Source organism: Pseudonocardia sp. WMMC193 (assembly GCF_021728735.1).
Classification (GTDB): domain Bacteria; phylum Actinomycetota; class Actinomycetes; order Mycobacteriales; family Pseudonocardiaceae; genus Pseudonocardia; species Pseudonocardia oroxyli.
In genome coordinates, this window is sequence record NZ_JAKKDO010000003.1 from 2,467,773 (window position 1) to 2,487,844 (window position 20,072).

Consider the following 20,072-nt stretch of genomic DNA (forward strand, 5'->3'; position numbering starts at 1 on the left):
TGACGTCGGTCGCACGGTTCGGTGAGTGGGTCGCCGCCGGCTGCTCCATCCGCATGACGAGCGGCCCGACGAGCCGGTTCGTCCGGTTCCGGAGCGACGTCCGACCGCCCGGCGTTGCGCCGGGCGGACGTGACGCTACTCGCAACGGGTTCATTCCCCGGGCCTGCGATGCCTGCCCTGCTCGGCCGGGGCGAAGAGGGTCATCGGGTCGACGCCGAGGAACGCCAGCGCGGGCCGGGTGCCGGGGCCGCCGGCGTGGCGGGAGTCCTGGTCCGACTCCTGTTCCGCACCCTGCCGTGCGGCCTGCTCCGCCCGCTCGGCCGCCGCGCGCTCCTGCTCGCGGCGCTCGCGACGGGTCAGCGGGGCGGCCGCCGGGTCGTCGTTCCCGGTGCGGCCGGACGGGGCGGCGCCCGGTCCGGAGCGCTCGACCCGCTCCTGCCGGGCCTGACGGCGGGCCGCCTCCCGGGCCTGCCCGCGCTCCTGCTCGGCGCGGGCGGCCTCCTCGGCGCGCGCTTCGGCGAGCCACGCCTCGTACTCGCGCTGCCGCTCGAGGCGGGCCTGCTCCGCCCGGGCCTGCTCCTCGCGGCGGGCGCGTTCCTCGCTGGCGGCGAGGAGGGCGTCGAACCGGCTGGGCTCGGCGGGCGGCTGCGGGCTCCGGTCGTGCGCGCCCCGGCCGTTCGGGGCCTGGTCGCCCGGGGTTCCGGTGCGCGCGGCGCGGGCATCCGGTGCGGTCTGCGCTGTCTGCGGGGTCTGCGGGGCGGCGGCCCAGGGCTCGCCGGTGTAGCCCGCGTAGGCGGAGTAGCCGCTGGTGTCCGGGCGTCGCCCGGCCTCGCGGTCCACTGCCTCGTACCCGGGCTGGGGGGCGTCGAGCCCGGGCCCGGAGATCCACGGGTCGGCACCCGCCCACGGGTCGGCCGAGGCGGGAGCCTCGGCCGGCGTCCACCCCGACGCCGGGTCGTAGGTCCAGGACCGCCCGCTCGCGGTCGTCCCGTTCTGCTCCGCGGAGTGCGCGGGCCGAGCCGCGCCCCACGCACCCCAACCGTCGTCGACGGAGTGGTCGGTCCCGTTCGGCGCCACACCGTTCGGCGTCGAACCGTCGCCGGCGAAGCCGTTCGCGAGCCCGCCGTGCGCGGCGCCGTTCTGGGCGCCGTTGGACGCCATGCCGTTCGGCGCCACACCGTTCGAGGCCGGCCCGTAGGCGCCGAGGCCGTTCGCGGCCCCGCCGTGCGGGGCCCCGTTCAGGCCGCTGCTCGGCGCCACACCGTTCGGCGCCACACCGTTCGAGGCCACACCGTTCGAGGCCACACCGTTCGAGGCCACACCGTTCGAGGCCGGCCCGTAGGCGCCGAGGCCGTTCGCGACCGCACCGTTCTGGCCGCCGTTCTGGGCCCCGTGCAGGCCGCTGCTCGACGCCGCGCCGTTCGGAGTCGCCCCGTGGGCGCCGAAACCGTTCGCGGTCCGGCCGTGCGGGGCGCCGTTCTGTTCCTGGCTGCGGGCCGCCCCGTTCGGCGCCTGGCCGTGGGCGGACCCGATCCCGTCCGGTCCGGGCACGCCGTTCGCAGCCCGGGTGGCCGGGTCGCCGTACGCGGGCCTGCCGGGGATCGGGTGGCCGCCGGAGTCGCCGCGGCCGCCGTAGGTCGGCGCACCGGGCCCGCCGACGGGGTCCGGAGTCCGGCCCGGGTCCGTGGGCTGCTCGCCGGACGGCACCGCCCCCTGGGTCGGGTTCGCCGCGAAGCCGTGGGAGCCGTAGCCGTTCACCGGGGCGTCGTGCCCGCGGTGCCCGTGAGAGCCGGTGCCCGTCGGGCCGGTAGGCGCGCGCCCGTCGAGCGGGCGGTCGACCGAGTGGCCACCGACCCCGTCGCCGTGGGCCGAGTACCCGTCGACCGCCTGACCGTCGGCTGCGTACCCGTTGGCCGCGTAGCCGTCAGCCGCGTGACCGCCTGCCGCATACCCGTAGGCCGCGTAGCCGTCGACCGCGTGACCGTTGGCTCCGTAGCCGTCAGCCACGCCACCGTGGGCCGCCTGACCGCCTGCCGCGTACCCGTTGGCCCCGTACCCGTTGGCCCCGTACCCGTTGGCCCCGTAGCCGTCGGCCGAGTGACCGTTGGCCGCATAGCCCTCGGCCGCGTGAGCGCCCGCGGGCCGGTCGTTGACCGCCTGGCCGAGCCCCTGGTTCGGGTCGTAGGCGGATCCCGCCGTCCCCTGGGGCGGCGACGGAACCGGATGCGCGCCCGAGACCGGGCCACGGGGGCTGTGCGGCCCCTGCGGCACCGGGTGGCCGCCGGAGATCGGGTTCGGCGCGGAGGGGTCGCCTGCCTGCGGGCGGGCACCCGTCGCGGACCAGCCGCTGCGGTCCTCGACCTGCGGGAACAGCGCCGTCTCGGCCTGTTCGCCCGGCTGCGGTCGATCCGCGGCCGCCCGGCGGGGGTCGCCGAGAACCGGCATCGCGCGGGTCTCCGCCGGATCCGGGCGTCCGCGGCCGTCCTCCGGCCCGGGAGCGCCCCAGCCGCCTGCGGTCGCGTGGCCGCCGACACCGGGGCCGCCGACACCGGGCGCCTGGCCGCCGACGGGCCCGGCAGCGGCCTGCGCCGCGCCACCCTGCCCCGCCTGCCCCGGACCGAACGACGTGCCGGCCGCAGGTCCGAACCGACCGGGGGCACCGTGGTCGCCCGCGCCCTGACCCGGACCGACCTGACCCGGACCACCGTGACCGGGGCCGCTCTGAGCAGGCCCCACCTGACCGGGCCCACTCTGACCGGGCCCACCCTGAACAGGCGCGCCCACACCGGGAGCGAACCGACCGGGCCCACCCGGCACGGCCGCACCCTGACCGGACGCACCCTGACCCGGCGTGATCTGACCCGACGCACCCTGACCGACAGCACCCTGACCGGACGCAGCCGGGACCGGCGCGCCCTGTCCGGTGGCGAACCGACCGGAACCGCCCTCGGCACCGGGCCGTCCACCCGCACCGTGCGCGGCGGCGCCACCACCGGCGGACGCGGCCGGCACCACACGCGTCTGCGCGGCGGCGCCACCCGCGGCCGGAACGGCCCGGGTCTCCTCGGCCCCAGCAGCCCCAGCGCCCCCAGCGGCCCCAGCGGTCTCAGCGCCCTCGTCGGCCTTCGCCGGCACGCGGGTGCGCAGGGTCAGCGTGGCCTTCGGCGGCGCGGCGGCCTCAGCGGCCGCCGCATCCGCGTCCACCAGCGCGGAGGGCAGGGTCAGCGGGAGCACGGTGCGCGGCGGGTACGGGGACTTGCCCCGCACGACGATCGTCCCGCGCAGCATCCGGCGCAGCTCGGCGTCCAGCCGCGGCTGTTCCGCCGACGGCCCCGACGCCACGCCGTAGACCATCCACCGCTCGCCGTCGATGCCGACGAAGACCGAGCTGGCCTGCTTGGTCGTGGCGTAGAGCTCGCGGCCCCACACACCCGTGGTGGTGCGGACGTCCGCACCCGCCTCCTTGAGCGAGGCCTCGATCTCGGCGCAGAGGTCCTTCCACAGGCCCGTCGTGCGCGGCGCGGCCAGCGCGGACAGCGACAGTCGCCCGCCGGGCATCGTGACGTGGACGGCCTGCAGCCGCCCCTCGTTCGTCGGTTCGACCGCGATCTCACCCCGGGGCGGGATCGGCACCTGCACGGCGCCGAAGTCCATCCGGGCCAGGGCGTCGGTCATCTCCGGGTCGAGCATGGCGACGTCGAACGGGCCGTGGTCGGGCCCGTCGTACTCGGCGTCGTACTCCTCGTCGTCGTACTCGGAGTCGACGTCGAACTCCAGCTCCTCGCCGTATCGGACACTCATCGCCCGTCACCTCCCGCCAGCTGGTCGTGCCCGCCGGTCGAGCCGTGCCCCCCGCTACCCCGTTCGGACGCAGGGAGCTCGGCCACTTCGACGAAGCGTGCGTACTCCACCTGTTGAACGACCAACTGGGCTATTCGGTCACCCTTCCGGAGAAAAACCTGCTCACGCGGATCGTGGTTGATCACGCTGACCTTGATCTCCCCGCGGTAGCCCGCGTCGATGGTGCCCGGGGTGTTGACGATCGAGAGGCCCGTCCGGTGGGCGAGCCCCGAACGGGGGTGCACCAACCCGACGTAGCCGTCCGGCAGCGCGATCGCCACGCCGGTGCCGACGAGCGCGCGCTCGCCGGGGCCGAGCAGGACGTCGGAGGTGGTGACGAGGTCCGCTCCCGCATCGCCCGGGCGGGCGTAGGCGGGCAGCGGTACGTCGGGGTCGAGGCGGGTCAACAGCACGTCCAGCCTGGGTCGGGAGGGCGGCGTGACCATCGGCTCGTGCGGGGGAGCATCGATCGGGCCGGGCACAACGGGCGACGTTACAGTGGGGACTCGTGAGCGAGCATCCGTCGACCGCCGGTCCTGCGACGTCCGGCCCTCCTGGGTTCGACGAGCGGTTGACGACCCCCCTCTGGTGGTTCGTCTTCGCCGCCGGCGTCGCCGCGCTGCTCGGGGCCGAGATCCACATGGGATACCCGGGCGTGCGCTCCTGGATCGGCTACGCGGTGCTGATCCCGCTCGCCCTGCTCGCCGTCTGGCGTCTGGGCAGCGTGCGGGTCAAGGTCGAGGACGGGCAGCTCGTGGCCGGGGAGGAACGGATCGCGCTGGAGCACGTCGGGCGCGTCCAGACCGTCGGCCGCAAGCAGAAGCAGGAGGCACTCGGCCCCCAGCTCGACCCGGCCGCGTACGTGCTGCACCGCAGCTGGGTGCCCACGATCCTGCGCATCGAGACCACGGACGGACCGTTCCCCTACTGGGTCGTGTCCACCCGGCGCCCCGAGGAGCTCACCCGCGCGCTCGGCCGATAGCGCCGCGGCGCCTGCTCCGGACAGCAGAAAGGGCGCCCCGACGGGGCGCCCTTCTCGCCTCGGACGAGTCGGAGACCAGCGGCACTAAGCGGCGCAGTCCCGGCAGATGAACAGGTTCCCCCTGGTCTCGGCCAGCCTGCTCCGGTGGTGCACCAGGAAACAGCTGCCGCAGGTGAACTCGTCCGCCTGCTTCGGCAGGACCTTCACCGTGAGCTCCTCGCCCGAGAGGTCCGCTCCCGGGAGCTCGAAGCTCTCCGCCGTGTCCGACTCGTCGACGTCGACCGCGGAGGACTGAGCCTCGTTCCGACGGGCCTTGAGCTCGTCGAGCGAGTCTTCCGCCATGTCGTCGGTTTCGTTGCGCCGCGGCGCGTCGTAGTCGGTCGCCATCTATCCCACCCTCGTTCACTGCATCTCGTCGCCAGAGGTCGTGCCGCTGCACAACGTCCGGGCCGTCGGGGTTTGTGCCCGCAGGCCGAGTGACGCCGGTCTCACTCGTCCGGCCCACGTTCACCGACCGCCCCCCGTCGGCGCGCAGAGGATAGATGAACGCCTGTTCGCCTGCGCCCCTACCCCGGGGTGACGCCCGTCCCGGTGTCCTGCGCCGGCCGACGGCGCCGGCGGGTTAGGGTCGTCGCCGTGTCGGCTCAGGGGGCGGTGTGATGGCGGGTCTGCGTCCGTACCAGCGGCGACGGATGCTCCCGATGGTGGTCACCGTGGCGGTCCTCGCCCTGCTCGCCGCGGGCACCTGGACCACCGTGCTGATCCGTTCGGCGGCGGACTCCGGGCTCGCCGCGTGCCCCGCGCCGGCGTCCGGCTCGGTCGGCACGGTGCTCGACGCCGGCGCCCTGGACTCCGTCGCCCCCGTCCCGCCCGCGTCGGTGCGGACGACGGTGCTCAACGCGGGCGGCCAGCGCGGGCAGGCCAACCTCGTCGCCGCCCAGCTCGCCGACCTCGGCTTCGGCGAGGCCGCCAGCCCGGACAACGACTCGCTGTACCCCGACGGGAACCTCGAGTGCCACGGCCAGCTGCGGTTCGGGCAGCCCGGCGAGGCCGCGGCGGGCACGCTGCAGCTGGTGCTGCCGTGCCTGGAGCTGGTGCGCGACGAGCGCGGGGACGACACCGTCGACGTCGCGATCGGCACGGCCTTCACCCAGGTCGACCCGGGCCGCAACGTCCAGGACGCCCTCGAACAGCTCGGCGCGCCGGGGTCGGGCGAGAACGGCGAGGGCGCGCAGGCCACCGGGCCGCGGCTGGACCCGCAGGTCCTCGCCGACGCCCGCGAGTCCGCCCGCTGCTGAGCCCGACCGCTCACACGTCGGCCGCGCCCGCCTCGTGCAGCACCTCGACCAGCGCGTCGGCCACGCCCGGGGTGGCGATCACCGTGATCTCCGAGCCCAGCCGGTCCGCCGCCGCGCCCGCCCGCCCCGACACCGCGACCACCCGCGCCCCGGCCTCCGCGGCGATCAGCGCGGCGGCGGCCCAGTCCCACCAGCCCAGCCCGTGCTCGACGAAGGCGTCCGCCCGCCCGGCCGCGACGCCGCACAGCTCCAGAGCGGCGGACCCGTTGCGCCGCAGGTCCCGGATCCGGGGCAGCAGCGTGGCGACCATCGCGGCCTGCCGGGCCCGCCGCTGCGCCGAGTAGGCGAACCCGGTCCCGACGAGCGCGAGCGAGAGATCCGTCTCGCCCGTCACGGCCAGCGGGGCGCCGTCGCACGTCGCCCCCAGTCCGGCGCCCGCGCTCCACACCCGCCCGCTCACCGGCTCGACGACCGCGCCCGCCACCGACACCCCGTCGACCACGGCGGCGACCGACACGGCGTACCAGGGCAGGCCGTACAGGTAGTTCACGGTGCCGTCGATGGGGTCGACGACCCAGCGCGCCGCGGCGGCGTCCCCGGCGGCCTCCTCGCCGAACACCGCCTCGCCCGGCCGCAGCTCCGCCAGCCGGGCGCGGACGAGCGTCTCGATCGCCCGGTCCGACTCCGTCACGACGTCGGTGGGCGTGCTCTTCGTGCTCACCGCACCGGTCTCGCGCGGGGCGGGCAGGGTGCGCAGGTGGGCGGCCGCCTCGCCGGCGACGCGCTCCGCGACACGCCGGAGCTCGGCGATCTCGTCCGGGGCGGGCAGTCGGGCCTGGTCGACGCCGGGGACGCCGGTCGTGCGGGGTGCCATGGCGGCCATCCGACCACAGACCGCACAGGTCGGGGCCGGGGGTGGGCGGGGTCACGCGCTGCGCCGTCCGGCGCAGTGGGGCGCCCGCCGAGCCCTTCTGAACCGATGCGGGTGCCGCGAACAGGCCGGACCGGCGAGCATCCCCCGCCCAGGTCGTTACAATGGTTCGGGAACCCCGCCCCCGGGACGCGCGCCGACCCCACGAGAAACGACGGCGACCGGCGAGGCGAGGTCCACTCGAAGCCGTCGGACGTCCTGCGCAGCCGCATCCTGGTGCGTGACGCCGACCTACCGCAAGCGCACGCAGCGAGAGGGCCTAGGTGGCAGCCGCAGACTCCGCAACCCGTACCGACTCGACCGTGGACGACACGGTGACCGCACCCGCGCGTGGGCGCGGCGCGGGCACCGCCACGAAGGCGAGGCCGGCCCGACGCGCCAAGGCGCCCGCCAAGCCGGGTGCCAAGACGGCGAAAGCCGCACCGAAGAAGAAGGGCGAGGGCGACGACGACGCCGTCGACCTCGACGAGGGTGACCTCGCCCCGGGCGACGGCGACCTCGAAGAGGTCGAGATCGAAGACGTCGAGGAGGACGCCGTCGAGGACGCCTCCGCGGACGACTCCGACGACGAGGACGACGAGGAGGAGGAGGAGCCCACCAACACCGGTGCGAACCGGCGGGCCCCGACCACCCGGTCGTCGCAGCAGAAGTCGAACGAGTTCGTCTGGGACGAGGAGGAGTCGGAGGCCCTGCGCCAGGCGCGCAAGGACGCCGAGCTCACCGCCTCCGCCGACTCGGTCCGCGCGTACCTCAAGCAGATCGGCAAGGTCGCGCTGCTCAACGCGGAGGAGGAGGTCGAGCTCGCCAAGCGCATCGAGGCGGGTCTCTACGCCGCCGAGCGCCTGCGCCGGGCCGTCGAGTCGAACGAGAAGCTGTCTCCGCAGCTGCGTCGCGACCTGCGCTGGATCGTCCGGGACGGTGAGCGCGCCAAGAACCACCTGCTCGAGGCGAACCTGCGCCTCGTGGTGAGCCTGGCCAAGCGCTACACCGGCCGCGGCATGGCGTTCCTGGACCTGATCCAGGAGGGCAACCTCGGTCTGATCCGCGCCGTCGAGAAGTTCGACTACACCAAGGGCTACAAGTTCTCCACGTACGCCACGTGGTGGATCCGGCAGGCCATCACCCGCGCGATGGCCGACCAGGCCCGCACCATCCGCATCCCGGTGCACATGGTCGAGGTCATCAACAAGCTGGGTCGCATCCAGCGCGAGCTGCTCCAGGACCTGGGCCGTGAGCCCACCCCGGAGGAGCTGGCCAAGGAGATGGACATCACCCCGGAGAAGGTGCTGGAGATCCAGCAGTACGCCCGGGAGCCCATCTCGCTGGACCAGACCATCGGCGACGAGGGCGACAGCCAGCTCGGTGACTTCATCGAGGACAGCGAAGCCGTGGTGGCGGTCGACGCCGTGTCCTTCACGCTGCTGCAGGACCAGCTCCAGTCGGTGCTGGCCACCCTGTCGGAGCGCGAGGCGGGCGTCGTGCGGCTGCGGTTCGGCCTCACCGACGGCCAGCCCCGCACGCTGGACGAGATCGGCCAGGTCTACGGGGTCACCCGTGAGCGGATCCGGCAGATCGAGTCGAAGACGATGAGCAAGCTGCGCCACCCGTCGCGCTCGCAGGTCCTGCGGGACTACCTGGACTGACGGTTCACCCACGGCGGCCCCGGACCTCACGGTCCGGGGCCGCCGTCGTGCGTGGCCCCGGTCCGGGCCCGCGGCATGATCCACTCGCCGGAAGCGGGGCGGTCGGAATTCGACCGGTCCGCTTGCCAGGTGTGGATCATGGCGGAAAACCGGAGGCGGGACGCGGGCGCGCCCGGCTAGCGTCGTCGCCGACATCTGGGGGGTGGACGGCGTGCGGCCGTTGAGTGTGCGACGGCTGCGTGGGCCGGTGACGGGCCTGGCCGTCGGGGCGGCGGTGGTGGCCGCCGGGGCGGAGGCCGTGGCGGCGACCGTCGTGGGGCGGGTCGCGGGCGGCCCGACCCTGGCGCTGGTCGCGGTCCTTGCGGCGCTGCTGCTGGGGGCCGCCGTGCTGGACACCGTGGGCCGGGTCGTGTTCTCGGGCGTGGTGGGTCGCGCGGAGGGTGAGCTGCGCGCCGATCTGGTGGACGCCGCGCTCGCCCAGCCCGTCGCGGCGCTGGAGGACCAGGCCGTCGGCGAGCTGCTCGACCGCGTGGACGACGACGCCCGCGAGATCGGCACCCTCTTCCGCCGGATCGGCTGGGAGACCGGCGCGGCGCTGCTGCGCTCGGTCGCGGCCTGGGTGGTGGCCGGGCTGCTGTTCTGGCCGGCGTGGATCGCGTTCCCGCTGGTCGCGGCGCTGACGGTCGCCGTGGCGCGGCCGTTCACCGCCCGGATCGCCCGCTGCACGGTGGCCGAGGAGGAGGCCTGGTCGGAGCACGCGGCGCAGCTGGAGGAGGCCGTCGCCGGGCAGGACGACATCCGCACCTCGGCGGGTCGGGCGCACGTGCTGCGCGGCTACGCGGCCCGCGCCGCCGTCGTGATGGCCCGGACCAGGGCCACGCGCCGGGCGACCACCAAGGTGGGTCTCGCGACCGGGCTGGTCACGCACGCGTTGCTGGGCGCGGTCGTGCTCGGCGGGGTGTGGGTGGTCGCCGGGGATCCCGGCGGCGTCGCCGGGCTGGTGTCGCTGTGGCTGTTGGCGTCCGCGTTCGTGGCCCAGGTCGACGAGGTCGCGAACCAGCTCCCGGAGATCCAGGTCGGGCTGGGCGCGCTGACCCGCGTCCGCGCGCTGCTGGGCGCGGAGCGGGAGCCGACCGGCGGCGACCCGGTGCCGTCGGGCCCCCTCGCCGTCGAGCTGCGCGGCCTCACCGCCGGGTACCCGGACGAGCGGGACCGGGGCGCGTTCCGGCTGTCCGGCGTCGATCTCGTCGTCCCCGCGGGGACGACGTGCGCGCTCGTCGGTCGCACCGGTTCCGGCAAGTCCACCGTGGCGAAGGTCTTGTCCCGCGCCGTGGAACCCCCGCCCGGACAGGTGTGGATCGGCGACCGGGACGCCACGAACCTGCAGCTCAGCGGGCTGCGGCGGGCGGTCGGCGTCGTCACGCAGCGGACGGAGCTGCTCTCGGCGACCCTCGCCGAGAACGTCGCGCTGCACCAGCCGGTCCCCCGCGACCGGATCGCGGCGGCGTTCACCGCCCTCGGGCTGGACGACTGGGTCGCCGCGCTGCCGGACGGTCTCGACACCCGGCTCGGCACCGGCGGCACCACGCTGTCCGCGGGCGAGCAGCAGCTGGTGGCGTTCGCCCGGCTGCTGGTGCGTGACGTCGGGCTGGTCGTGCTGGACGAGGCGACCGCGCGGATGGACCCGCGCACCGAGGAGCGGGTCACCCGCGCCACCCGGTCGTTGCTGGCCGGGCGCACGGGCGTGGTGATCGCGCACCGGTTGTCGACGATCCGGCACGCGGACTCCGTCGCCGTCCTGCAGGACGGTGCGGTGATCCAGTCCGGCCTGCGGGCGGACGTCGAGCGCGCGCCCGGGCACTTCGCCGACCTGCTGGCGACCACCCGCCAGTCCCCCGCCGCGCTGCCCGGGCCCGCGAGACGGCCGCTCCCGGTTCGCGAGTCGTCCGCGGTGGGCACGGCCGCGGCCGTCGCGCTCGCCGAGGTGCCGCGGACGGAGGAGTCCGTCCCCACGCTGCGCCGCGCGCACCGGCGTGCGACCCCACCGCGGCGGACCGCGGAGAACCACACCCCGCCCCTGCGCCGGGCCGTCCCGCGGCTCATCACCGCGCACCCGCGGTGGGGGCTGAGCGGCGCGCTGCTGTTCGCCTTCGCCGTGGCCTGCGGCGCGACCGGTGTGGCGACCGGCTGGCTGTGGGGCGAGGTCGCGGCGGCACTGCAGGCGGGCACGTCGCCGTGGGCCGCGGCGGTGGCGCTGACCGTGGTGCTGCTGTCGTTCCCGGTGTGGATCGCCCTGGCGTACCGCACCTACACGATGTGGTGGAACGCGATCGCCCTGCGGCTCCGGCTCGGCGTGCTGCGGGGCCAGACGACCTCCCGCCGCCCCGCCCGGACCCCCGCGGGCGAGGTCGTGGCCCGGGCGCTGGACTCCGAGCGGATGATCATCTACCTGGACAACTGGGTGGACGTGACGATGGCGGCGCTGATGGTCACGCTGGCCGGGCTCGCCGCGGGCGACCCGGTGGCCGCGCTCGTCATCGCCGGGATGCTCGCCCTCTGCACCGGCGCCGCGACGGTCGGGGCGCCGTTCGTCGGGCGGGCCGGGCGGGCCGCCGCGGACGCCCGGGCCCGGTTCGGCGCCGAGCTCGGGTCCGCGCTGGAGGCCGTGCGCACGGTGAAGCTGGCCGCCGCGACCGACGCCGTCCGGGCCCACCTGGCGGCGGTCGACCGCACCCGCGTCCGGGCGATCATCCGCGAGCAGCGGCTGCAGACCCTGTTCGAGGGCCTGCCCGGGATCCTGGTGCAGCTCGGGATCGTGCTGACCTGGTCGCTGCACCTGGCCGGGGTCTGGGACCTCGCGACGGCGCTGCTGGTCAGCACGGTGCTGGCGGGCTCGGGCTACTTCGGGCAGGTGGGTGCGCAGATCGTCACCGAGGCGCCCGCGACCCGGCGGTGGCTCGCCGACGTGGGGGCGCTCGCGGCACCCGCCGACCCGACCCGGCTGCCCCCGGGCGTCGACCTCGTGGCGGGCACCGCGCCCGCCCCGGAGCCGACGCCCGCGGTCCCGCTCGGGGTCCTGACCTGCGAGCGGCTCACCGCGGTGCACGACGACGGCACCGTCGGCGTCGAGGGCGTCGACCTGGAGATCCGGGCGGGCGAGCTCGTGCTGCTCACCGGCGAGGTGGGGTCCGGCAAGTCCAGCCTGCTGGGCGCGCTGGCCGGGATCGTCTCCACCGAGGGCGTGATCCGGTGGGACGGCACCGAGCTCACCGAGACCGACCTGCGGCCGGGCCGGGTGGCGTACGTGGCGCAGGTGCCGCGGATGCTGTCGGGCACGTTCGCGGACAACATCGCGCTCGGTCGCCCGCTGCCCGACCTCGCCGAGGTGGTGGACGCCGCCCGGCTGACCCACGACCTCGCCGTCGCGGGCGGGCCGGACACGGCGGTGGGCCACCGCGGCATCCGCCTGTCCGGCGGGCAGGTCCAGCGGTTGGCGATAGCCAGGGCGCTGGCGACCGGGTCGTCGCTGGTCCTGGCCGACGACGTGTCCTCCGCCCTCGACGCCCGCACCGAGCTCGAGCTGTGGACCGCCCTGCGGGCCCGCGGTACCACCGTGCTCGGGGCGAGCACCACCCGCGTGGCGCTCGAGCGGGCCGACCGGGTGGTCGTGCTGGAGGCGGGCCGGGTCGCGGACACGGGCCCGTGGTCGGTGATCGGTGATCGCTGGGCGCATCTCGCGGGCTGACCGCGGCTCCGTAGCCTGGGGCCGGTGGTGAAAGGGTGGTGAGCACGGCGGGGGCGACGGACCGGCGGGCGCGGGCCGCGGTGGCGGCGGTCTTCCTCACCAACGGCGCCGTCTTCGCGAACCTCCTCCCCCGCTACCCGGAGCTCAAGGACACCCTCGGGTTGAGCAACGCCGAGCTGGGCACGGCGGTGGCGGCGTTCCCGCTCGGTGCCCTGCTCGCGGGGCTGGCGGCGTCGGCGCTGGTCCGGCGCTTCCGGTCGTCCCGGGTGGCGAGCTTCGGGATGGTCGCCGTGGCCGTCGGGATCGCCCTGGCCGGGCTCGCCCCGAACGCCGTGCTGCTCGCCGGCGCGTTGTTCCTGGCCGGGGCGTGTGACGCCGTGGTCGACGTCGCGCAGAACGCCCACGCCCTGCGCGTGCAGCGCCGGTACGGGCGCTCGATCCTCAACTCGTTCCACGCGACCTGGAGCGCGGGCGCGGTGCTGGGCGGGCTCATGGGCTCGGCGGCGGCCGCGCTGGCGTTGCCGCTGCCGATCCACCTCGGCGTGTCCGCGGCGCTGTTCATCGCGGTCGCGCTCGCGGCGTTCCGCTTCCTGCTACCCGGCCCGGAGGACGCCGAGCGCGAGCCCGTCGAGACCCCGACCCGCATCCGCTCCCGCGCGGGCGGGAAGGCCGCGCTGGTCCTGGTGGTCCTCGGGGTGATCGCCTCCGCGGGGGCGCTGATCGAGGACTCCGGGGCGTCCTGGGGCGCGGTGTACCTGACCGGTCTCGGTGCCGCGGCGGGCGTCGCGGGGCTCGGGTTCGTGGCGCTGCAGGCCCTGGAGTTCCTGGGCAGGCTCATCGGGGACCGGGTGGTCGACCGGTTCGGCCAACGGGCGACGGCCCGGGCCGGTGCCGTGGTCGTCGTGCTGGGGATGGGATCGGCGCTCGCCGTCCCGTCCGTGCCGCTGACGATCGTGGGGTTCGGCCTGGCGGGCTTCGGCGTCGCGACCCTGATCCCGGCGGCCATGCACGCCGCGGACGAGCTGCCGGGCCTCCCGCCCGGCGCAGGCCTGACGGTCGTGAGCTGGCTGCTGCGCATCGGGTTCCTGTGCTCGCCGCCGGTCGTCGGGCTGGTCGCGGACGCCACGAGCCTGCGGGTGGGCCTGCTGATCGTCCCGCTCGCCGGGCTGGTGGTGCTGGTCGGCGCCCGCGCGCTCCCCACCCGCGTCCGCTGACCCGCGAGTCCCGCGAGTCCCCCGGTTCAGCCACGCGAGTCCCCCGGGACGGACCCCCACAGCGTGGCGACGATCGGCCGTCGCAGGTCCGCACGCCGCACGCACAGCCCGATCGGGAACGCCGCCAGGCCCTCCTCGACGATCTCGACCTGCACCGCACTCGTCTCCAGGACCAGCCGCGGCACGATCCCCGTCCCCACCCCCAGCGCGACGAGCGCCAGCAGACCCTCGTGCGAGTCCGGCTCGGCCGCGAGCGTGGGAGTGATCCCCCGCGCGCGGAACCACCGCTCGGCGGCCTCGCGCACCAGCCCGCGGTTCGGGACGACGAACGGGCCCGCCCTCGACCCGCCCACCAGCACCAGGTCGGTCACCGCCAGGGTCCGCCCGACCAGGCTCTGCGGCAGCCGTTCCGGCAGGCCGGCGACGGCGGCGTCCACGTCGCCCTCGTCCAGGCGGGCCAGCGCGGCCCCCGCGTCCCCGGTCCGCAGGTCGAGCCGGACCTGCGGATGGGCGGCGCGGAACGGGGCCAGCACGGTCGGCAGCAGCGCCTGACATGCCGTGACCGTGGCGAAGATCCGCAGGTCACCGGCCAGGTCGGCGCTGTCGGTGCGCCAGTCCGACCACAGCGCCAGCGCCCGCTCGGCGTACCGGACGAACCGTTGCCCGTCCGCGGTCAGGGCGACCCCCCGCGGTCCGCGGTCGAGCAGCCGCGACCCCGCCCGCGTCTCCAGGCGTTGGATCGTGCGGGTCAGGGTGGCCGGGCTGACGTGGCACTCGAGGCTGGTCCGCCCGAAGTTCAGCGTGCGGCTCACGTGGAGGAACAGCTCCAGCTCTTGCGATTCCTGCAACGCTCCGCTCCAGTACCTGCGCTTGTCGGAAGACCGCCGGTCACCGTACACAGGATCCATGCGTTCGGACGTCTTCGAGACCGAGACCCTCACCGTCCCCGGCGGCACCGAGACGGTGCTGCGCGGCGGGCGCCACCTCTTCCCGCTGCTCCCGCAGGCCTTCCACGGCGTGCGGCGGATCGGCGTGATCGGCTGGGGGCCGCAGGGCCGCGCGCAGGCGAAGAACCTGCGGGACTCGCTGTCCGGCACCGAGATCACGGTCTCGGTCGGGCTGCGGCCCGACTCGCCGTCGCGCGCCGACGCCCGCGCCCACGGCTTCACCGAGGAGTCCGGCACCCTGGGCGACGTCCTCGCCGTCGTCGCCGAGTCCGACCTCGTCGTCCTGCTGATCGCCGACGCCGCCCTGGCCGCGCAGCACCAGGAGATCTTCGCCGCGCTCAAGCCCGGCGCCACCATCGGCCTCTCGCACGGCTTCCTGCTCGGCCACCTGCGCGCGACCGGCGGCGACCTCCCCGCCGGGCACGCCGTGATCGCCGTGTGCCCCAAGGGGATGGGCGACTCGGTCCGCCGCCTGTACGAGCAGGGCGCGACAGTGAACGGGGCCGGCATCAACGCCTCCATCGCCGTCCACGCCGACCCGGACGGCCACGCGACCGACCGTGCACTGGCCTGGTCGGTCGGCCTGGGCTCGCCGTACACCTTCGAGACGACCCTCGAGTCGGAGTACCGCAGCGACATCGTCGGCGAGCGCGGGATCCTGCTCGGCGCCGTCCACGGCCTCGTCGAGGCGCTCTACCGCTGGTTCCTGCTCGACGGGGCGGACCCGGTCACCGCCTACGAGCGGGCCTGCGAGACCGTCACCGGCCCGATCGCGCGCACCATCTCGCGGGCCGGTCTGCGGGCCGTGCGGGAGGGCACCGACGCGGAGCTGTTCGACCGCGCCTACAGCGCGACCTACGCGGCCGCCCGCGAGATCGTCGCCGAGATCTACGACGAGGTCGCCGACGGCACCGAGCTCCGCAGCGTCGTCCTCGCCGACGCCCGCCTCGCCGTCCGCCCGATGTCGCGGATCGGCGGCTCGCCGATGTGGGCCCACGGGGACGAGGTCCGCGCCCGCCGCGCCACGCACGAGACCCCGATCGACCCGCTCACCGCGGGCATGTTCGTCGCGACGATGGTCGCCCAGGTCGACGAGTTCGCCGACCGCGGGCACGCCTGGTCGGAGATCGTCAACGAGTCGATCATCGAGGCCGTCGACTCGCTGCTGCCGTACATGCACGCCCGCGACGTGGCCTACATGGTCGACAACTGCTCCCGCACCGCCCGCCTCGGCACCCGCCGCTGGGGTCCGCGCTTCCAGGCCGCCTACGAGCAGATCGCCCTCCCGACGGTCGGCGCGCAGGCGGACGACAAGCTCGTCGCGGGCTTCCTGGCCAACCCCGTCCACGAGGCCCTGGCCGCGGCCGCCGAGCTCCGCCCGAGCGTCGACATCTCCGTCTGATCCGCGCCTGCGGCGCCCGTGCGCGGTAAGTGGTGCCAGAGCACCACTTACCGCTCACGAGCGGCCGTAGGCTGCGGGATCATGAGCACGACCCACCGCCTGGCCCTGATCCCCGGAGACGGCATCGGGCAGGAGGTGATCCCGCCCGCCACCGCGGTGCTCGACGCCGTCGGCAGGCGGCACGGGATCGCCTTCACCTACGACACCCTCGACTGGTCCTGCGAGCGCTACGCCCACGAGGGCGCGATGATGCCCGCGGACGGCCTCGACCGGATCGCCGGCCACGACGCGATCCTGCTCGGCGCCGTCGGGTGGCCGGGCGTGCCGGACCACGTCTCGCTGTGGGGCCTGCTCATCCCGATCCGGCGCCGCTTCGCCCAGTACGTCAACCTGCGCCCCATCGCCGTGTTCGACGGCGTCCGCTCACCGCTCGCCGACGCCTCCGGGGTGGACTTCGTGGTGGTCCGGGAGAACTCGGAGGGCGAGTACTCCGAGGTCGGCGGGCGGGTCGGGACGGACCTGGCGCTGCAGGAGGCGGTGTTCACGCGCACCGGCGTCTCCCGCATCGCGGACTACGCGTTCGCGCTCGCCGAGCGGCGCCGCAAGCACGTCGTGTCGGCGACCAAGTCCAACGGGATCATCCACTCGATGCCGTTCTGGGACGAGATCGTCGCCGAGCGGGCGGCGCGGCACCCGGACGTCGCGTGGCGCAGCGAGCACATCGACGCGCTCGCCGCGAAGCTCGTGCTGGACCCGCGGAGCATCGACGTGATCGTGGCGTCGAACCTGTTCGGGGACATCCTGTCCGACCTCGCCGCGGCCGTCGCGGGCTCGATCGGCATCGCGCCCAGCGGCAACCTCAACCCCGAGCGCGAGTTCCCGTCGATGTTCGAGCCCGTCCACGGCTCGGCCCCGGACATCGCGGGCAGGGACCTGGCGAACCCGTTGGGCGCCATCTGGTCCGCCGCGATGCTGCTCGAGCACCTCGGTCACGCCGAGGCCGCGGAGGAGGTCACCGCCGCCATGCGCGCCCAGCTGGCCGAGGGCAGCCGCACGAGGGACCTCGCCGGGGACGTCGGGACGACCGAGTTCACCGCGCAGTTCCTCGCCCGGCTCTGGCCCCGGCGCAGTGTGGAGCCTTGACCTGAACCGGACTTCAGGGTGCACCGTGACACCGTGAGTGTGGTGCGGGAGGATCTGTTCGGGCGGTCGCGGCGGTCGGTGACCGTCGGGATCGTGTTGCTCATCAGTCTCATCGCGTTCGAGCAGATGGGCGTGGGCACGGCGATGCCCGCCGTCGTCGCGGAGCTCGCGCGGGTGGAGGACTACGCCTGGCCGTTCGTCGCGTTCATCGTGACGATGGTGGTGGGCACCGTCCTCGGCGGCCGGGTGAGCGACGCCCGCGGTCCCCGGCCCGCTCTGCTGGCCGCTCCGGCGGTGTTCGGTCTGGGGCTGCTGGTGGCGGGCACCGCGGGCACGTTCGCCCAGCTCCTGGCCGGTCGGATGCTGCAGGGCCTCGGCGCGGGTGCGCAGGCGGTCGCCGTGTACGTGCTCGTCGCGCAGGTGTACGCCCCGCGCTCCCGGCCCGCCGTGTTCGCGCTGATCTCCTCGGCCTGGGTGCTGCCCTCGCTGGTCGGGCCGCCCGTCGCGGGGGTCGTCACCGAACACCTGTCCTGGCACTGGGTCTTCCTCGGGCTGCTGCCGCTGGTGGCGGTGGCGGCCCTGCTGGTGCTGCCCGCCGTCCGGAACCTGAGCCCGCCCGAGCCCACCGTCCCGCGCCGCGGCGTGGTCCCCGCCGCGTTCGCCGCCGCCGTCGGGGTCGCGGCGCTGAGCTGGGCCGGCAGCCATCCCGACGTCCGGGGCGGGCTGGTCGCCCTCGCCGCCGTCGCCGTCCTGGTCCCGGCGCTGCGCAGGCTCGTCCCGCCGGGCACGTTCCGGGCCCGCCGCGGGATCGCCGCCGTGGTCGCCGGGCGCGGCCTGATCGCGGGCGCCTTCTTCACGACGACGGCGTTCCTCCCCCTGCTGCTCACCGCCGTCCACGGTTGGTCCCTGACCGCCGCCGGGCTGCCGCTGATCGCAGGCTCGCTGGGCTGGTCCGCGGCCTCGGCCTGGCAGGGCCGCCACCCCGACCTCCCCCGCCCGATGCTGCTGCGGATCGGGATGTGCGGCATCGCGGTCGGCGCCGCCGGGCTGCTGCTGGTCGCGCCGAGCTGGGGTCTCGCGTGGCTCGCGCTGCCGTTCTGGCTGGTCGCGGGCCTGGGCATGGGTCTGGGCTTCTCGTCGCTGTCGTTCCTGCTGCTGGCCGCCTCGACCGAGGTCGGCTACGACTCCGCCGCCGCCCAGCTCACCGACCAGCTCGCCCAGGCCACCTTCGTCGGACTCGGCGGCACCCTGCTCGCCCTGCTCGCGGGGCCCGCGGTGGCGCTGTCGGTGCTGCTCGTGGTGCTGGTGGGACTCGCCGTGGTCGGGGTGGTGATCGCGCCCCGCACGGCCGCCTAGGAGTTCCCCCTAGTCTGGTGGTGTGCAGATCGGTGTGGCGGCGCTCCTCGCCGTGGCCTCCGCGGTGTTCTATGGGCTCTCCGCGGTGCTCCAGCAGCGGGAGGCGTGCCGCTTCGCGGGGGTGGACGGGGCGAGCGGCCTCGCCCTCGTCGGCCGGTTGGCGCGCCGCCGCGGCTGGTGGGCGGCGATCCTGGCGAGCCTGACGGCCGCGGGGCTGCACCTGTTGGCCCTGCATGCGGGCCCCCTGGTCGTGGTCCAGCCGGTCGGGGTGTCCGCGGTCGCGTTCGCGCTGCTCATCGGCAGGCGGGTGAACGGCGAGCCGATCAGCGGGCGCTCGTGGGCGGGGGTCGCGTGCGTGGTCGTCGGGCTGCCGCTGGTGCTCGCCGCCGTGCCGCACGGCCCGCACGGCGCCCACCCGGAGGCGGCGATCGGTCTCTGGCCCGCTGCGGGCATCCTGGCCCTGCTCGTCGCGGCGGCCGTGGCGGCGGCCGCGGTCTTCGGCCACAGCAGGCCGCGGGCGGCCGCGGTGTGCCACGCGATCGGCGCCGCACTGAGCTTCGGGCTGGCCTCCGGCACCGTCAAGGTGATCATGGTCGAGGGCGCGGAGCCCGCCCGGTTCGCCCTGGTCGGGGCCGCGATGCTGATGGGCGTCGTGCTCGCCCAGCACGCCTACCGGGACGGCGGGCTGGGGGCGCCGCTGGCCGTCGTCACCCTCGTCGACCCGCTCGCCGCGGGTGCGTTGGGCGTCCTGGTGATGGGCGAGCCGTTCGGCGCCGACCCGGTCGCCCTGCTGCTCGGCGTGGCCGGCGCGGTGGTGACGTCCGTCGGCGTCGCGCTGCTGGCGGCCCGCCCCGAGCACCGGCCGACGCCCGTCCCGGCCGTGCCCCTCAGCGTGCCGACGACTCCCCCGTCACCGGGCCGGTGACCGCGGACCCCGCCGCTCAGACCCCGCCGCTCAGGCCTCGGCGCCCGGGAGGACCGGGCCGATGTAGGTGCCGGGGTGGGTGGCGCCGTCCTGGCGCTGGACCGCGCCGCCGGGCCAGGGCAGCTGGGCCGAGCGGGTCTCGTCGGGCGGGGTGACCAGCATGCCGGTCGGGGTCCAGCCGCCGCCGTCCTGCGGCGGCAGCCAGGTGATGACGGTGTGCGCGGCCTGTCCCGCCTCCAGGACCAGCGGCCGCGGCGTGGAGCTGTCGCGCGGCAGCGAGTAGGTCGGCCCGAACGTCGGGTCGTCGGGGCCCTTGAGGTCGACCCCGCCGAACCCGGTGATCCCGCACGGCTTCGACGACGTGTTGGTCCAGACGATCGTGGTGTGCCGCTGGCCCGCCTCGCCGGTGGTCCGGCCGACCGACGCCTCGAGCTGGTCGAGGCTGCACTTGACCGTGGCGCCGCCGCCGGCGTTCGCCGCCGACGTGGTCGCGGCGCTGGTGGGCGCCGGCGTCGCGCTCACCGACGCGACGCCCGGCGGTGGGGCGGCGCTCGACCCGCAGGCGGCCAGGAGCAACGTCCCGGCGATCAACGTGACGGCGCGCACCGAACGAACGATCATGTCCGACAGGGTGGCCCGGCGCGGG

General features: G+C 75.6%; 15 protein-coding genes. 9 read left to right on the plus strand and 6 right to left on the minus strand.

What is annotated here, in order from left to right; translation table 11 throughout:
• Positions 1 to 150 precede the first annotated feature (150 nt).
• Both L3X23_RS13120 and dut read right to left on the minus strand, forming a co-directional pair.
• Complete coding sequence (locus tag L3X23_RS13120) at positions 151 to 3,801, minus strand: DUF3710 domain-containing protein (protein ID WP_237192489.1); 3,651 nt, start codon at positions 3,799 to 3,801, stop codon at positions 151 to 153.
• Positions 3,798 to 4,286, minus strand: a complete 489-nt coding sequence (gene dut, locus L3X23_RS13125) for a dUTP diphosphatase (RefSeq protein ID WP_237198011.1) — start codon at positions 4,284 to 4,286, stop codon at positions 3,798 to 3,800. Before dut ends, L3X23_RS13120 begins: the two co-directional genes overlap by 4 nt.
• A 62-nt stretch (positions 4,287 to 4,348) precedes the next feature.
• Here dut and L3X23_RS13130 point away from each other — a divergent pair, with 62 nt between their 5' ends.
• Positions 4,349 to 4,822 carry a DUF3093 domain-containing protein gene (locus tag L3X23_RS13130; protein ID WP_237192490.1) on the plus strand — a complete coding sequence of 158 codons (474 nt, stop codon included), beginning with the start codon at positions 4,349 to 4,351 and terminating at the stop codon, positions 4,820 to 4,822.
• Positions 4,823 to 4,906: 84 nt separating this feature from the next.
• Here the strand turns inward: L3X23_RS13130 and L3X23_RS13135 are convergent, their stop codons facing one another.
• The gene (locus L3X23_RS13135) at positions 4,907 to 5,209 is read right to left on the minus strand and encodes a DUF4193 domain-containing protein (RefSeq protein WP_093088785.1); all 303 of its coding nucleotides are present in this window, start codon (positions 5,207 to 5,209) and stop codon (positions 4,907 to 4,909) included.
• A gap of 272 nt (positions 5,210 to 5,481) precedes the next feature.
• Here L3X23_RS13135 and cei point away from each other — a divergent pair, with 272 nt between their 5' ends.
• Positions 5,482 to 6,120: an envelope integrity protein Cei gene (gene cei / locus L3X23_RS13140; protein WP_255733944.1), complete on the plus strand. Its 639-nt coding sequence runs from the start codon at positions 5,482 to 5,484 to the stop codon at positions 6,118 to 6,120.
• Positions 6,121 to 6,130: 10 nt separating this feature from the next.
• Here the strand turns inward: cei and L3X23_RS13145 are convergent, their stop codons facing one another.
• Positions 6,131 to 6,994: an inositol monophosphatase family protein gene (locus L3X23_RS13145; RefSeq protein WP_305080928.1), complete on the minus strand. Its 864-nt coding sequence runs from the start codon at positions 6,992 to 6,994 to the stop codon at positions 6,131 to 6,133.
• Between the two features lie 320 nt (positions 6,995 to 7,314).
• Here L3X23_RS13145 and L3X23_RS13150 point away from each other — a divergent pair, with 320 nt between their 5' ends.
• The 3 genes from L3X23_RS13150 (at position 7,315) to L3X23_RS13160 (ending at position 13,653) form a co-directional block, all read left to right on the plus strand.
• Positions 7,315 to 8,694 carry an RNA polymerase sigma factor gene (locus L3X23_RS13150; RefSeq protein ID WP_308116894.1) on the plus strand — a complete coding sequence of 460 codons (1,380 nt, stop codon included), beginning with the start codon at positions 7,315 to 7,317 and terminating at the stop codon, positions 8,692 to 8,694.
• Positions 8,695 to 8,905: 211 nt separating this feature from the next.
• Positions 8,906 to 12,439 (plus strand): ABC transporter ATP-binding protein, encoded by a 3,534-nt coding sequence (locus L3X23_RS13155; RefSeq protein ID WP_237192492.1) that lies wholly within the window; start codon positions 8,906 to 8,908, stop codon positions 12,437 to 12,439.
• Between the two features lie 35 nt (positions 12,440 to 12,474).
• Positions 12,475 to 13,653: an MFS transporter gene (locus L3X23_RS13160; protein WP_237192493.1), complete on the plus strand. Its 1,179-nt coding sequence runs from the start codon at positions 12,475 to 12,477 to the stop codon at positions 13,651 to 13,653.
• A 26-nt stretch (positions 13,654 to 13,679) separates the two neighbouring features.
• On the opposite strand, the gene L3X23_RS13165 is transcribed toward L3X23_RS13160, so the two are convergent.
• The gene (locus tag L3X23_RS13165; RefSeq protein WP_237192494.1) at positions 13,680 to 14,501 is read right to left on the minus strand and encodes a LysR substrate-binding domain-containing protein; all 822 of its coding nucleotides are present in this window, start codon (positions 14,499 to 14,501) and stop codon (positions 13,680 to 13,682) included.
• 58 nt (positions 14,502 to 14,559) lie between these two features.
• Between L3X23_RS13165 and L3X23_RS13170 the strand changes: the two genes are divergently transcribed.
• The 4 genes from L3X23_RS13170 (at position 14,560) to L3X23_RS13185 (ending at position 19,426) form a co-directional block, all read left to right on the plus strand.
• Positions 14,560 to 16,002: a ketol-acid reductoisomerase gene (locus L3X23_RS13170; protein WP_237192495.1), complete on the plus strand. Its 1,443-nt coding sequence runs from the start codon at positions 14,560 to 14,562 to the stop codon at positions 16,000 to 16,002.
• 81 nt (positions 16,003 to 16,083) lie between these two features.
• A complete protein-coding gene (locus L3X23_RS13175; protein ID WP_237192496.1) occupies positions 16,084 to 17,145 on the plus strand; it encodes a tartrate dehydrogenase in 1,062 nt (353 codons plus the stop codon).
• Between the two features lie 33 nt (positions 17,146 to 17,178).
• Positions 17,179 to 18,501: an MFS transporter gene (locus L3X23_RS13180; protein WP_237192497.1), complete on the plus strand. Its 1,323-nt coding sequence runs from the start codon at positions 17,179 to 17,181 to the stop codon at positions 18,499 to 18,501.
• Between the two features lie 22 nt (positions 18,502 to 18,523).
• The gene (locus tag L3X23_RS13185; protein ID WP_237192498.1) at positions 18,524 to 19,426 is read left to right on the plus strand and encodes a DMT family transporter; all 903 of its coding nucleotides are present in this window, start codon (positions 18,524 to 18,526) and stop codon (positions 19,424 to 19,426) included.
• A 30-nt stretch (positions 19,427 to 19,456) separates the two neighbouring features.
• Here L3X23_RS13185 and L3X23_RS13190 read toward each other — a convergent pair whose 3' ends face one another.
• Positions 19,457 to 20,047 carry a DUF4232 domain-containing protein gene (locus L3X23_RS13190; protein ID WP_237192499.1) on the minus strand — a complete coding sequence of 197 codons (591 nt, stop codon included), beginning with the start codon at positions 20,045 to 20,047 and terminating at the stop codon, positions 19,457 to 19,459.
• Between the last annotated feature and the right edge of the window lie 25 nt (positions 20,048 to 20,072).

Bases quoted from the DNA above. Each gene is read 5' to 3' on its own strand.
- L3X23_RS13120 (WP_237192489.1), bottom strand. From the start codon at position 3,801: ATGAGTGTCCGATACGGCGAGGAGCTGGAGTTCGACGTCGACTCCGAG.
- dut (WP_237198011.1), bottom strand. From the start codon at position 4,286: ATGGTCACGCCGCCCTCCCGACCCAGGCTGGACGTGCTGTTGACCCGC.
- L3X23_RS13135 (WP_093088785.1), bottom strand. From the start codon at position 5,209: ATGGCGACCGACTACGACGCGCCGCGGCGCAACGAAACCGACGACATG.
- cei (WP_255733944.1), top strand. From the start codon at position 5,482: ATGGCGGGTCTGCGTCCGTACCAGCGGCGACGGATGCTCCCGATGGTG.
- L3X23_RS13145 (WP_305080928.1), bottom strand. From the start codon at position 6,994: ATGGCACCCCGCACGACCGGCGTCCCCGGCGTCGACCAGGCCCGACTG.
- L3X23_RS13170 (WP_237192495.1), top strand. From the start codon at position 14,560: ATGCGTTCGGACGTCTTCGAGACCGAGACCCTCACCGTCCCCGGCGGC.
- L3X23_RS13175 (WP_237192496.1), top strand. From the start codon at position 16,084: ATGAGCACGACCCACCGCCTGGCCCTGATCCCCGGAGACGGCATCGGG.
- L3X23_RS13190 (WP_237192499.1), bottom strand. From the start codon at position 20,047: ATGATCGTTCGTTCGGTGCGCGCCGTCACGTTGATCGCCGGGACGTTG.